The 13,481-nt window shown below is 41.5% G+C and carries 12 protein-coding genes; 10 read left to right on the top strand and 2 right to left on the bottom strand.

Going from position 1 to position 13,481, the window contains the following annotated elements:
- Positions 1-28: 28 nt before the first annotated feature.
- The gene (locus CSV63_RS04605) at positions 29-1,225 is read right to left on the bottom strand and encodes a class I SAM-dependent methyltransferase (protein WP_099694777.1); all 1,197 of its coding nucleotides are present in this window, start codon (positions 1,223-1,225) and stop codon (positions 29-31) included.
- Between the two features lie 22 nt (positions 1,226-1,247).
- Positions 1,248-1,979, bottom strand: coding sequence for an oxygen-insensitive NADPH nitroreductase (gene nfsA, locus CSV63_RS04600; protein ID WP_099635757.1), 732 nt, complete (start codon positions 1,977-1,979; stop codon positions 1,248-1,250).
- A 487-nt stretch (positions 1,980-2,466) separates the two neighbouring features.
- Here nfsA and hflX point away from each other — a divergent pair, with 487 nt between their 5' ends.
- The 10 genes from hflX (at position 2,467) to CSV63_RS04550 (ending at position 13,442) form a co-directional block, all read left to right on the top strand.
- Positions 2,467-3,735, top strand: coding sequence for a GTPase HflX (gene hflX / locus CSV63_RS04595; RefSeq protein ID WP_099635756.1), 1,269 nt, complete (start codon positions 2,467-2,469; stop codon positions 3,733-3,735).
- A 261-nt stretch (positions 3,736-3,996) separates the two neighbouring features.
- Positions 3,997-4,860 carry a DUF6612 family protein gene (locus CSV63_RS04590; protein ID WP_099694776.1) on the top strand — a complete coding sequence of 288 codons (864 nt, stop codon included), beginning with the start codon at positions 3,997-3,999 and terminating at the stop codon, positions 4,858-4,860.
- 229 nt (positions 4,861-5,089) lie between these two features.
- Complete coding sequence (locus CSV63_RS04585) at positions 5,090-6,040, top strand: ABC transporter permease (protein ID WP_099694775.1); 951 nt, start codon at positions 5,090-5,092, stop codon at positions 6,038-6,040.
- Positions 6,033-6,983: an iron chelate uptake ABC transporter family permease subunit gene (locus CSV63_RS04580; RefSeq protein ID WP_099694774.1), complete on the top strand. Its 951-nt coding sequence runs from the start codon at positions 6,033-6,035 to the stop codon at positions 6,981-6,983. The genes CSV63_RS04585 and CSV63_RS04580 overlap by 8 nt, the downstream gene beginning before the upstream one ends.
- The gene (locus CSV63_RS04575; RefSeq protein ID WP_099694773.1) at positions 6,980-7,741 is read left to right on the top strand and encodes an iron ABC transporter ATP-binding protein; all 762 of its coding nucleotides are present in this window, start codon (positions 6,980-6,982) and stop codon (positions 7,739-7,741) included. The genes CSV63_RS04580 and CSV63_RS04575 overlap by 4 nt, the downstream gene beginning before the upstream one ends.
- Positions 7,742-7,774: 33 nt before the next feature.
- Complete coding sequence (locus CSV63_RS04570) at positions 7,775-8,737, top strand: siderophore ABC transporter substrate-binding protein (RefSeq protein WP_099694772.1); 963 nt, start codon at positions 7,775-7,777, stop codon at positions 8,735-8,737.
- A gap of 416 nt (positions 8,738-9,153) precedes the next feature.
- Positions 9,154-10,296 carry an MFS transporter gene (locus CSV63_RS04565; RefSeq protein ID WP_199203614.1) on the top strand — a complete coding sequence of 381 codons (1,143 nt, stop codon included), beginning with the start codon at positions 9,154-9,156 and terminating at the stop codon, positions 10,294-10,296.
- A gap of 108 nt (positions 10,297-10,404) precedes the next feature.
- Positions 10,405-11,067, top strand: a complete 663-nt coding sequence (locus tag CSV63_RS04560; RefSeq protein WP_099694770.1) for a uracil-DNA glycosylase — start codon at positions 10,405-10,407, stop codon at positions 11,065-11,067.
- A 20-nt stretch (positions 11,068-11,087) separates the two neighbouring features.
- Positions 11,088-12,824: an ABC transporter ATP-binding protein gene (locus tag CSV63_RS04555; RefSeq protein WP_099694769.1), complete on the top strand. Its 1,737-nt coding sequence runs from the start codon at positions 11,088-11,090 to the stop codon at positions 12,822-12,824.
- A 21-nt stretch (positions 12,825-12,845) separates the two neighbouring features.
- Complete coding sequence (locus tag CSV63_RS04550; protein WP_099694768.1) at positions 12,846-13,442, top strand: DNA-3-methyladenine glycosylase; 597 nt, start codon at positions 12,846-12,848, stop codon at positions 13,440-13,442.
- Positions 13,443-13,481 lie beyond the last annotated feature (39 nt).

Below are 13,481 nucleotides of genomic sequence, written 5' to 3'. Positions count from 1 at the left end.
TAATAGGACATTGCGGCGATCTTTTTCGTTATGATAGGGTCTGATTGTCATGTGCCGGTAGAAAACTTAGCAAATGCTTCAGTTCATTTTCCAAGAAAGGCTTAGCCTGCAACATATTCCTGAAGGCCGCGTAACGATCAATTTGCCCTGGAGTTGGCTTTTTATCATTTCGGTAGGCACGTATCAAGATGTTCTTCGGTGTATGCTCCATATCGATGAACTCCACAAGTTGGGATTCATAGCCAACTAATGTAAGCAATTCCGCACGGATAGAATCGGTTGCGAGTGCAGCAAAACGTTCTTTCACTAATCCATGTTGTAACATGATATCAAGTGCAGGGGCTTGAACTTGTGAAAACAGCTCATGCTGACAACAAGGAACAGATAGGATGACTGAAGCTCCCCAGCTGACGGCTTTAGCCAATGCCATATCCGTTGCCACGTCACATGCGTGAAGCGTGACGACCATATCGACTGCAGTATCCCCATCATATTCATTAATATCGCCTACTAGAAACTCTAGCTGATCGTATTGCAAATCACGTGCAATTTCCTGGCATTCTTCAATGACTTCCTTTTTTAGATCCAATCCCGTTACTCGAATATCGAGACCTTTTTCGATCCGTAAGTAATGATACAATGCGAACGTCAAATAAGATTTACCGGATCCGAAATCCAAAATACGGATCGGACGGTCTTTCGGCAAGTGAGAAAGCGTGTCATCAATCAGTTCAACAAAGCGATTAATCTGACGAAACTTATCATGTTTTTGATTTTTAACTTTACCTTCCGGTGTTTGAACGCCTAGACGAATGAGAAATGGGTAGGGGGTACCTTCATGTAAAGCGTAATTCTTCGTCCGATTATGCGCATAGTCGACTGTCTTTTCCGTATCGAGAAAAATTCGTTTGATCGACACTTTCATCTTCTTGGATAGTTGAATCTGCATCGTTTCATCTGATAAATCAACATGGAATTGCTTGAAGTTTTCCAAAGCGTCATACAATGGTTGCGCCACGTCTTCAAGTGCTACATTAACATGCTTGAGAATACGTTCATGCTGATATTCAAATTGAATATAAAATTGGCCTTTTAATTCAAGCGGCTTTAATTTAATTCGTTTTACATCATTGGATTTCATTCGTGGCCCGCTAATAGTGGCCCGAATGAATGTTCCATCTGTCATGCGTCGCTGGAGTAGTTCCAGCACGTCATCTACTGACATCGTTTGACACTCCTGTCTTTCTTCAGTTCAATAGGAATCCTTGTTTTTGTAAGAAAGCCTCGAGATCCGTTCTTCTTGGTGTCTCAAGGAAATCTGCCATTTCTTTCGTCCACATCGCATCACGCTGATTGGTATCACGGCTCGCATAGTATTCTTTCATTATTTCGTCATATGCTGGCAATAGATCCTTATACTGATCTTCGTTATACGTGTTTTCATGCAAGACGGCTTCTACAGGTAAACGCGGTTTGACCTCATTGGATTCATTTGGAATGCCGATGGACAATCCAAATAGAGGCACAACGCCTTTTGGCAATTCCAGTACTTCTGAAATTTCTTCCATTGCATTTCGTACACCACCGATATAGCAAATGCCGTAGCCTTTTGATTCGGCAGCAATAACGACATTTTGAGAGAATAAACCAACGTCGATTGCACCAACTAGCACATTCTCCGCTACTGTATAGTCAATTTCTTGACCATGTAAACGAGCGGCGTGAGATAATCGGTTATAGTCCATACAAAATACTAATACTGCGCCAGCTGTGTAGAATTGACGGCGATTCTTGGATAGTTCGGCCAACTGCCCACGTTTTTCCGTGTCCGTTACATACATTACGGTACATGCTTGCACAAAGTGAGAACTGGCTGCGTGTTGACCCGCTTTAATTAGTTCAATCACTGTCTCTCTTGAAATCGGTTCATCTTTATAACGTCGAACCGATGAGTGAGATTTTAATAAATCGATTACCATACAATCCCTCCGCATTCGTATTCATCAGGACATTTATCTTCCTGAAACTCTTCTTTTATCCTACACTATTCTGACCTTTCGGGAAACACTGAAGCTTATTTTGACTGTAGTTGATCTCATACTAAGAGAGGTAGAGAACTCGATTGATAGGACAGGTTTGATAGAATAGAAGAACATCATTTATTTGGGAGGGGTTGCTTACTATGAAACTCGACCACCTTGTTTATTTCGCGTAGGATAATCCACACAGCATGAAAGCTTTGGAACAGCGAATGCGTTATTGTATGCTGACAATGTACATATCGAATGACGAACCGTAGAAGACGAAGACAAAGCAAGAATAGCGGCACCGGATCAGCCGCTTACCGCACAATACTTTCATGATCAGCAAACTGGAGACGGTTGGCAGCGATACATTTCACAACGAACGATTAGTAAACAGAACGCCGGGTACACTATATATAAAGATGTCAGGGGGAGTGCTAGCATGGATGTGTTAATTGAAAAGGCCATAATAGTTGGCGTGCACGAACAGAAGGATTTGCACTTTGAATATGCGATGGAAGAATTAAAGAATTTGGCGGAAGCAATCGATGTGGAAGTCCTAGGTGAAGTGACACAGAATTTGGAAAGGAAAAATCCATCTACATATATTGGAAGAGGCAAGATTGATGAAATCCGTAGTGTATATGAGGATTCTGAAGCAAATTTACTAATTTTCAATGATGAATTATCACCTTCCCAATTGCGAAATCTTGAGAGAGATCTAGAATGTAAAATCATTGACCGTACTATGCTTATATTGGATATTTTTGCGAGACGGGCACGCAATCGCGAGGCGCAGATGCAAGTTGAATTGGCGCAACTGCAATATACATTGCCGAGACTTGTTGGACTTCGGGCTTCACTCAGTAGACAAGGTGGCGGAACAGGAGGCGGCTTACAAAATAAAGGAGCCGGTGAAACGAAGCTTGAGCTTGACCGACGGAAAATCGAAGATCAGATTGCGAAACTTCGCCGAGAACTCGAGCATGTGAGTGATCAACGTGAAACACAGCGAAAACAGCGTGTCAGAAGCGGCATACCTGTTGTGTCGATTGTGGGTTATACGAACGCTGGGAAATCCACGTTGATGAACCGATTGTTGCAATATACAGATGTAGATGAATCCAAAGAAGTCAGTGAAAAAGATATGCTGTTCGCAACGCTTGAAACTGCTGTAAGAAAAATCAAACTGCAAGATAAAAAAGAATTTATTTTAACGGATACCGTAGGGTTCGTTTCCAAACTCCCTCACCATCTTGTCCAAGCATTCCGTTCGACACTAGAAGAAGCCAAGAATGCGGACTTACTGCTGCATGTTGTGGATGTTTCCGACGAAGAACATGGTCATATGATGGATGTTACCAACGAAACATTAGGAGATATTGGTGTAAAAAGTATCCCTACCATCAATATATATAATAAATCGGACTTGACCGAAATCTCCTATCCGCGTGTAAAGGATCAGAGTATTTGGATGTCAGTTGCCGAAAATAAAGGTATTCCTGAATTGTTAACTTTGATCCAACAAAACTTATTTCGACAATATGTCACGTGTAAATTGATGATTCCATACGATCGTGGAGAAATCGTTGCCCATCTCAATGAAAATGCTTCGATTAAAGATACGGCATACGAAGAAGAAGGAACAGTGATGACTGTGGAAATGCCCGAAAGTGAATGTGAACGTCTTCAAGAATTTATTTTGAAGTGACCGTAAAAAAAGGCTGCATGCGTAATGCATGCAGCCAAATCCTTTTATCTTTATAAGAAGAGAAAGGGGGTGGGATGCTTCTAGTTTGCCCGAATTACAAAAATCTAAACATCTTGAATAGAAATAATAAAATAGACTTACTATATCCTTCTTTTTCACAGTACTTTATTCTTCATGCTTACTATACAAAGGTGGATCTGAAGGTTTTTTCTTAATTAATCATAAACCTTCGCAAGGAAAATATAAGGAGTGATGGACTGTATGAAAAAATGGACAATAATTTGTGCAGCAGGAATCCTAGCATTTGTATTAAGTGCCTGCGGTCAAACTGCTGTACCTAAAGAAAATCCTCTTACAGGGAAAAAAGAAGAAGTCGTCGTAAAGAGCGAACTGACAGCCGGTGAAGTAATGAAAAAAGCGAATGCAGCAGCAGAAACACAACAAAGTATGCATTCTGATATGGAAATCTTGCAAACGTTAGAAATGGGGGATGAGAAGCAAGAAATTACTTCAACGATTGATATGGATATGATTCTTGAACCACTCGCTATGCGTCAAACGATGAATATGCAAGTTGGCGGTGAAGAAATGGCAATAGAACAATATATGACAGAAGAAGGCTTCTTCATGAAAGATCCACAATCAGGCAGATGGGTTAAACTGCCGAATGACATGTATAAAGAAGTCACCGGTCAAATGGCTGGAGTGACCGAATCACCAGTGGACTTTTCTATGTATAAAGAATATGCAAAGGATTTTATATTTGAAGAAACCCATGATGAATACGTTCTGACATTGGAAGGATCCGGTGAAAAGTTCAGTGGACTAATGAAAGAAATGCTGGGGAAGAATATGCCGGCAGGAACAGATGAAGCGATGCTGGAAGAGACGGATATGAAAGTGGAAAAGATCAATCTACAATTCAGCATTGATAAAAAGACCTTCTTCACAAAAGACTTTGACATGGATATGATCATGACTATGGACGAGCAAGGTCAAAAAATTAAAGTCACACAGAATGTTACAGGGACGATGACAAAGATTAATGAGATTGATGAAATCAAAATACCGAAAGAAATAATTGATAATGCTCAAAAAATGGATTCAGGAATAAATCAGCAGTAAAGGATGTACCGTTTTCCGTGTCATATGGAAAACGGTATTTTTAAATGTTTTTATATAGTTACATAACAGTTTTTACATCTCGTACTATCAAATTACCGAAAAGTATTGATAACGATTTTCATTTAGATATTGACATCATATGTTAAACGCGGTAATGTTGTTATTGAGCGAATGATAATCATTTTCATTTAAGTGAGAAATGCTCAAATATTCGATATCGGAGTTCTTCATGAAGAAACGTTACTTAATTACAGCAGTTGTACTTTTATCATTTCTCTCGCTGTTTGTCGGTGCAAGCCGAATCACACCAGCGGACCTATTGGACTGGCGCTCTGAAGCAACAGAAATATTCTTGATTAGTCGAGTTCCTCGATTGGTTGCGATAGTACTTGCAGGCGCGGGTATGAGTATTGCAGGTTTGATTATGCAACAACTGAGCCGCAATAAATTCGTATCTCCCACCACGGCAGGAACGTTGGATGCGACTAAACTGGGAATCCTAGTGTCTATGTTGATATTTACTAACGCAACATTATTAGAAAAAATGGCGGTATCGTTCACATTCGCCTTACTAGGCACTTTCTTGTTTATGCAAATTCTTGACCGTATTAAATTTAAAGATGCGATCTTCATTCCGCTTGTTGGATTGATGTTCGGGAATATCTTGTCTTCCATCTCCACATTTTTTGCATTTAAAGCAAACGTGATCCAGAATATGTCTGCTTGGCTTCAAGGAGACTTTTCCATGATCATGAAAGGTCGTTATGAACTTTTGTATATTAGTATACCTGTGTTGATCATTACATATTTATATGCGAATCGATTTACAGTGGCAGGTATGGGAGAAGACTTTTCCAAAAACCTAGGACTCGCTTATAAGAGTATCGTCAATATCGGATTGATCCTAGTCGCATTAATTACGACAACGGTTGTATTGACAGTGGGATTAATTCCATTCCTAGGGTTAATCATTCCGAACATTGTCTCGATCTTTAAAGGGGACCATCTACAAAAGACGTTGCCGCATACTGCATTGCTAGGCGCGATATTCCTTCTTATCTGTGACATTCTAGGCAGGATTATCATCTTCCCATATGAAATCTCGATCAGTTTAATGGTCGGTGTCATCGGAAGCGCAATCTTCCTGTTCTTGTTGTTTAGGGGGAAAGCCTATGCGTAACTCAACAAAGCTACTGATTTTATTAACATTATCATTAGTATTTTGCGGATTATATCTATTTCAAGACTTGAACGGCAGCTATGACTATGCACTTCCCAGAAGAGCGGTCAAAGTGGTGGCGATGATCTTAACAGGTGTGGCAGTGGCATACTCCACCGTGATTTTCCAGACGATCACGCATAACCGTATCTTAACGCCAAGTATCATGGGGTTGGATTCGCTCTATATCCTGCTGCAAACCGTTCTAATTTTCTTTTTCGGATCGACTTCATTTGTACTGATCAACCAGCAGTTTAACTTCATGCTGTCTGTCGGTGCGATGATAGTGTTTGCCTTGCTGCTCTATCACTTTTTATTCGGTAAAGGAAACCGGCCGATCTATTTCTTGTTACTAGTCGGTATCATCGTCGGTACATTCTTCGGAAGTATTTCGACATTCCTGCAAGTGATGATTGATCCAAATGAATTCTTGCGTGTGCAAGATAAGATGTTTGCGAGTTTCAACAATATCAACGGAGATCTCGTTTGGTGGGCATTAGCAATATTAGTTATTACACTTATTATCGGTTGGCGCTATATCAATGAACTCGATGTTTTATCATTAGGACGGGATACAGCAATTAATCTAGGTGTGCCTTACCAGTCGGTTGTCAAGATCATGTTGATTTTATCGGCAGTACTGATTGCAGTGTCCACGGCACTTGTAGGTCCAATTACATTCTTCGGGTTGATCGTAGCCAATTTGTCTTATCAATTCTTCAACACGTTCAAGCATTCGGTGTTAATTGCCGGTGCTGCACTGATGAGTGTTATTGCACTAGTGGGTGGACAGTGGATTGTTGAACGTTTATTTACTTTCTCGACCACACTCAGCGTGATCATTAACTTTGTCGGTGGCATGTACTTTATCTACTTATTATTAAAGGAGAGTCGATCTTCATGATTCAAGTTCGTGAGTTAACGAAGTTTTATGGAAAAAAAGCAGTCGTCGAGAAGGTCAGTGTAAATATTCACCGTGGAAAAATCACATCATTCATTGGACCAAACGGGGCTGGTAAATCTACTCTTCTATCGATGGTAAGTCGATTAATGGATGCTGACACGGGCGAAGTATTGCTCGACAAAGGTAAAGTGAAAGATATGAAATCCAATGACTTCGCTAAGCGCGTCGCGATTTTAAAGCAATCTAATTTCATGAATGTCAAACTTACTATCCGCGAACTTGTTTCGTTCGGTCGTTTCCCGCACAGCAAGGGACGTCTTCAGGAAGAAGATGAGCAGATGGTGGATCAGGCGTTGAAATATATGGGCCTGACAAACATGCAAGAAGCTTATTTAGATGAATTATCCGGAGGTCAGCGTCAACGAGCTTTTATTGCCATGACGATTGCACAAGACACCGATTATATTTTACTCGATGAACCACTGAATAACTTGGACATGAAACACTCTGTGCAAATCATGAAAATCTTGCGTCAGCTCGTTGATGAACTTGGCAAAACTGTGGTCATCGTCTTACATGACATCAACTTTGCTTCTGTCTATTCAGACCGCATCGTGGCATTGAAGAACGGAAAAGTCGTCAGAGACGGTGTAACGAACGATATTATCACCTCTGAATCATTACGAGAAATTTACGATATGGAAATTCCGATACAACAAATGAAGGACTGCCGTATTTGTGTATATTTTAACTCTTAAAATCCATTATAAAAAGTGAGGAATTATTCTAAAATGAAGAAACTTACCCTTTCCCTATTTGCATTAATCCTAATGCTTGCACTTGCCGCGTGTGGTAGTGCGAAAGACGAAGAAAAATCTGCAGACAATGCAAAAACTGAAGATAAGCCAGCTGAAGAAAGCACAGAAATAACAGTTACACACGAACTTGGTGAAACAACACTTGAAAAGAATCCTGAAAAAGTAGTAGTTTTTGACTTTGGAACATTAGATACATTGGATGAACTAGGAATTGAAGTAGCTGGTCTTCCACAATCAAACGTACCGGGTTACCTTTCTAAATACGAAGATGAGAAATATGAGAATCTTGGAAGTTTGAAAGAGCCTGACTTTGAAGCAATCCATGCAATGAAGCCTGACGTAATCTTCATCTCTGGACGTCAAACAGACTTGTATGATCAGTTATCTGAAATTGCTCCAACCATCTATATGGGTGTTGATACATCTAACTACATGGAATCTTTCAAAGAGAACATGGGCAAAATTGCTACAATCTTCGATAAAGAAGATGAAATGAACACGGAATTAGCAGATGTAGATGCAAGCATTGAAGAAATCAAAACTAAAACTGAAGGCATTGACAGCAATGCATTGATCATCCTAGCAACTGAAGGGAAAGTAAGTGCATACGGCCCAAGCTCACGTTTCGGACTGGTTCATGACGTATTTGGTTTTAAACCTGCTGATGAAAAGATTGAAGTTTCTACACATGGACAAAATATTACATTTGAATACATTTTAGAAACAAACCCAGATATTCTCTTCGTAATCGATCGTGACGCAGCAATCGGTAACGGTGCAACAGCGAAAGATTCTGTTGAAAACGATCTTGTGAAGAAAACAAACGCATTCAAGAACGACAAAATGGTTTATTTGAACGGTGAATACTGGTACCTATCTGGTGGCGGACTTCAATCGATCAAAGAAATGATCAAAGAAGTAGAAGCTGGCCTATAATTACGAATGAAATCCCGGGGGACTCTGTCTTCTGGGATTTTTGTATTTACATGGTTATTCTTTAGCTTTGATTTATGGATTGCGCTCAATAAACTTTGCGGAGCGCTCTATGTATTACCTCACCCGCTCAATCGGTCGATCTATCCGATCTATCCACGTCCGCTAGCGCTCTAAGTGGTGGTCGTCGCGCTCTATCACGTTTGCTATCCGCTCAAAGCCGTCCCCCGCTCAATAACTACACACAACAAACAATATCCAAAAACCACCACTAAACAAAACTAGTCAAATACCATTAAAAAGTGCTATAATGACACCTGTAAAGACATATAAAAATTGCACAATAGAAAGGTAGAAGCCCTGTGAAAAAGAAAGAAATCTCACGAAATAAATTACTAGGAATTGCAGGTACTGGCTGGATGTTCGATGCGATGGATGTTGGAATTCTGTCATTCGTCATTGCTGCGCTGGCTGTTGATTGGAATCTGACTTCATCTGAGATGGGCTGGATTGGTAGCATTAACTCCATCGGTATGGCGATAGGTGCATTCGGTTTCGGTTTATTGGCGGACCGAATTGGACGTAAGCAAGTATTTATGCTGACATTGGTTTTATTTTCAGTTGCGAGCGGCTTATCCGCTTTGACGACGACGTTATGGGCGTTTTTAGCCTTACGCTTCTTAGTAGGAGCAGGGCTGGGTGGGGAGTTGCCTGTTGCCTCTACATTGGTTTCGGAAAGTGTATCCGCAAAAGAGCGGGGACGTGTAGTGGTGTTACTTGAAAGCTTCTGGGCGGCGGGCTGGCTCTTAGCAGCTTTAATAGCGTATTTCATTATCCCGGAATTCGGTTGGAGAGTAGCACTGATCATCACGGCACTACCGGCATTTTATGCGATTTACTTACGACGTAATTTACCTGACTCTAAGAAGTTTGTAGAGCAAGGAAAAATATCACAAACAACAGGACAGAAACTAAAACAATTACTGGCGCCGGCATTTAGAAAACGGACGCTTATGCTGTGGATCGTATGGTTTGCGGTGGTCTTCTCCTATTACGGTATGTTCCTTTGGCTACCAAGTGTCATGGTGATCAAAGGCTTCAGTTTAATCAAAAGCTTTGGCTATGTATTATTGATGACCATAGCACAGTTACCAGGTTATTTCAGTGCCGCTTGGCTAATTGAACGCATGGGACGGAAATTCGTCCTCGCTACCTATTTATTCGGAACGGCGCTCAGTGCCCTAGCTTTCGGTAATGCGGAGACATTGACTACATTGATGGTCGCAGGTGCGTTTTTATCCTTCTTTAACTTGGGTGCTTGGGGAGCGCTCTATGCGTATTCGCCGGAACAATATCCTACCGCTATTCGAGCGACAGGCTCTGGAGTTGCAGCTGCAGTTGGGCGTGTAGGAGGTATTTTTGGACCGCTTCTCGTTGGTTCACTGTTAACAGCTGGATACGGTTTCGGAGTCATTTTTGGTATTTTCTGTGCAGCCATCATGGTAGGTGTACTAGCCGTCATTTTCCTTGGAACAGAAACAAAACAAACAGAGTTAACATAGTATAAAACAAGTCGTTTCCATTTTATATAAATGGGAGCGGCTTTTTCGATGGTTAACATTTTTTATTCGGTAGCAAAACCTTTATAATTACAGAAAGGAGTGAATACAATGTTTCGTGTATCAGATGAAATTGCGCGTATAGCTTTAGAACGTAGCGAAGGATTTCCAGTAGAAGGCTTTGTCCACGGAGAAGGGCCGCAATCACCAACACTTTTGCTGATTGGTGAAGCACCGGGGGAACACGAAGCGATACATGGTGTTCCGTTCATCGGTCGAGCAGGTGATGAATTAATGAAATCTCTTGCATCAATCGGCCTTACACGTGAAGATGTCTATATGACAAGTTCGTTCCGCAGTAGACCGTACAAATGGGGAACGAGGAAAGAACGGGATGGTAGTTTGACGGAACGAAAGTATAATCGTCCACCCACACAAAAAGAGCAATTGGCTCATGCACAGGTCCTCGATTTTGAAGTAGCCAACCTTCAACCGAAGCTTATCGTAACACTCGGCAATATTGGTCTGCAGCGCATGCTAGGTAAACATGCGAAGGTCACGGCTCTTCATGGACAAGTCCTAACGCAACCTGTGCAATATCTAGCGAAATTGGAAGATAAACAATATAGTCTAACAGATGAATCGTACACTATCATACCGACATTCCATCCAGCATCCGTGTTTTATCGCCCGTCCCATAGACCTGATCTAGAAGCTGATTGGCAGCGGATTGGTGAATATCTCCAAGGGGAATTGCGGTATCCGTTTGAATAAGGTAGAAATGAGGAAGCAGTATGAATGCTCAAGTAAAACCTAAAGGATCCGTTAAAAACTTTATAAATTTAGTCAAAACATTGCGTTGGCCGGTAGCTGTAACCATCATTGCCCTGGTGCTATCTTTTGTTGAAACGGTTGCCGGTCTTGCTGTACCATTAATCACTAAAGATTTGGTGGACTCATTCACAAGTGAACTATTGAACTGGAAGACGGGCATATTCCTGCTCGTTTTATTTGTGGTACAAGCAATTGCCGGTGGCTTTTCCTATTATATGCTTGCATTTATTGGTGAGACGGTAGTTGCGGACTTGCGCAATCAGTTATGGCAAAAAGTATTGCGTTTACCTGTGCCGTATTTTGATCGGAATGAAACTGGAGAAACGATGAGTCGTGTTACGCAAGATACGACCATATTAAAGTCACTTGTCTCAGAGCATCTAGTATCGTTCATCTCAGGGCTAATTTCGATTATTGGTGCAGTTATTATTTTATTGGTACTCGATTGGAAAATGACGATCATCATGTTGATTAGTGTGCCGGTTAGTATGGCGATCTTGTATCCGCTTGGTCGCTTAATGCACAAAGTAGCAAAAGCCACACAGGCTGAAATGGCAAAGTTTTCGGGACATCTTGGCCGTGTGCTTGGCGATATCCGATTAGTGAAAGCATACCGCGCAGAACCTACTGAAGGAGAGAAAGGTAAAGTTGCTATTCAATCTCTATTTCGATATGGGTTGAAAGAAGCAAAAATTCAAGCTGTTATTTCACCTATCATGATGTTGACAATGATGGGTATCCTAGTAGTGATTCTTGGGTATGGAGGAGCGCAAGTGGCAAGGGGAGCGTTATCGGCAGGAACATTGGTTGCAATTATTTTCTTGCTATTTCAGATCATTGTACCGGTCGCGCAAATGGCTCGATTTTTCACTTCGTTCCAAAAGGCAGTAGGGGCAACAGAAAGAATTCAAGAAATTCTACAAATGGATTCTGAACCTGCTGGCGGTCAACTTTCATCGAAAATGGAAGGTGCCATCGCATTTTCAAATGTTCATTTTTCATATGAAGAGGGAAGAGATGTAGTGAACGGAATTTCATTCACTGCAGAGCGAGGAACTGTAACGGCATTCGTCGGACCAAGCGGCGGAGGAAAGACGACAATCTTTTCGTTGGTGGAGAGATTTTATCAACCAACTTCGGGAGAAATACGTTTTGGAGGAGATTCTATCCAAAAGATCCCGTTATCTGATTGGCGCCAACGTATAGGCTATGTTTCACAGGAAAGCCCATTATTAAGCGGAACGATTTTAGATAACATTGCGTACGGTCTAAAAAAGAGACCGCCTCTTGAACAAGTCATTGAAGCTGCAAGAGCTGCCAATGCGTATACATTCATAAAAGATATGCCGGATCAATTTGATACCATGGTTGGGGAGCGCGGCATGAAGTTGTCCGGTGGTCAGCGCCAACGTATTGCCATCGCGCGTGCTTTATTGCACAACCCGGAGATTCTATTACTGGATGAAGCTACGTCGAATTTGGATAGCGGTTCGGAAACGCATGTACAAGAAGCATTGCGCCGTTTGATGCTAGGCAGAACAACGCTAATTATTGCACATCGATTGGCAACCGTATTGCACGCAGATCAATTACTGTTCTTAGAAAATGGTCAGATCACTGGTAGAGGAAATCACACGGAGTTATTGAAGACACATGATCTCTATCGTGTATTCGCAGAAGGACAGGGATTGGCATGAAAACTGAAGGGAGAAGGTAGTATGTATGAACCACTTAGTTCATCTTTCTATAATGTACCTGTACTAGAGCTTGCCCGTAATTTAGTCGGTCAATATATTGTCCATGAGCAACCCGAAGGACTATCAGTAGTTAGAATAGTGGAAACTGAAGCGTATCACGGGGCAGAAGATCGCGCAGCACATAGTTATGGTAATCGTAGAACGAAGCGAACAGAAATCATGTTTGGTAAGCCTGGATCTGTCTATACATATCAAATGCATACCCACACACTAATGAATGTCGTTTGTGCAAAAGAAGGTACACCGCATGCTGTGTTACTGCGGGCGGGTGAACCAATAGAAGGAGTAAGTCATATGCAACAACGCCGTGGCATACACATTAAAAAAGAAACCGATCTTACAAACGGACCCGGAAAGCTTTCTAAGGCTCTTGGGGTGACGATGTCATATTACGGTCATCATTGGACACAGAAGCCTCTCTACATAGCTGAAGGCTTTCCTCAGGCTGAAATAGAAGTGGGTCCACGGGTAGGGATTGGCAACACGGGTGAAGCTGTGCATTATCCTTGGCGTTTCTATGAAAAAGACAACCCGTTCGTCTCAAAATATAGAAAATAAATTAATGAACGTCTCGCATGTACTTGGTTATAGAGAAGA

The organism is Sporosarcina sp. P34 (genome assembly GCF_002743375.1).
Classification (GTDB): domain Bacteria; phylum Bacillota; class Bacilli; order Bacillales_A; family Planococcaceae; genus Sporosarcina.
Note: the sequence above shows the minus strand (reverse complement) of the source record. Positions and strands in the feature narration are given on the sequence as shown.

What these genes read in the sequence shown, in the direction of transcription:
- CSV63_RS04575 (WP_099694773.1), top strand. Translation starts at nt 6,980, where the DNA reads ATGATTCAAGTTCGTGAGTTAACGAAGTTTTATGGAAAAAAAGCAGTC.
- CSV63_RS04605 (WP_099694777.1), bottom strand. Translation starts at nt 1,225, where the DNA reads ATGTCAGTAGATGACGTGCTGGAACTACTCCAGCGACGCATGACAGAT.
- nfsA (WP_099635757.1), bottom strand. Translation starts at nt 1,979, where the DNA reads ATGGTAATCGATTTATTAAAATCTCACTCATCGGTTCGACGTTATAAA.
- CSV63_RS04555 (WP_099694769.1), top strand. Translation starts at nt 11,088, where the DNA reads ATGAATGCTCAAGTAAAACCTAAAGGATCCGTTAAAAACTTTATAAAT.
- CSV63_RS04585 (WP_099694775.1), top strand. Translation starts at nt 5,090, where the DNA reads ATGAAGAAACGTTACTTAATTACAGCAGTTGTACTTTTATCATTTCTC.
- CSV63_RS04580 (WP_099694774.1), top strand. Translation starts at nt 6,033, where the DNA reads ATGCGTAACTCAACAAAGCTACTGATTTTATTAACATTATCATTAGTA.
- CSV63_RS04570 (WP_099694772.1), top strand. Translation starts at nt 7,775, where the DNA reads ATGAAGAAACTTACCCTTTCCCTATTTGCATTAATCCTAATGCTTGCA.
- CSV63_RS04590 (WP_099694776.1), top strand. Translation starts at nt 3,997, where the DNA reads ATGAAAAAATGGACAATAATTTGTGCAGCAGGAATCCTAGCATTTGTA.
- CSV63_RS04565 (WP_199203614.1), top strand. Translation starts at nt 9,154, where the DNA reads ATGTTCGATGCGATGGATGTTGGAATTCTGTCATTCGTCATTGCTGCG.
- CSV63_RS04550 (WP_099694768.1), top strand. Translation starts at nt 12,846, where the DNA reads ATGTATGAACCACTTAGTTCATCTTTCTATAATGTACCTGTACTAGAG.
- hflX (WP_099635756.1), top strand. Translation starts at nt 2,467, where the DNA reads ATGGATGTGTTAATTGAAAAGGCCATAATAGTTGGCGTGCACGAACAG.
- CSV63_RS04560 (WP_099694770.1), top strand. Translation starts at nt 10,405, where the DNA reads ATGTTTCGTGTATCAGATGAAATTGCGCGTATAGCTTTAGAACGTAGC.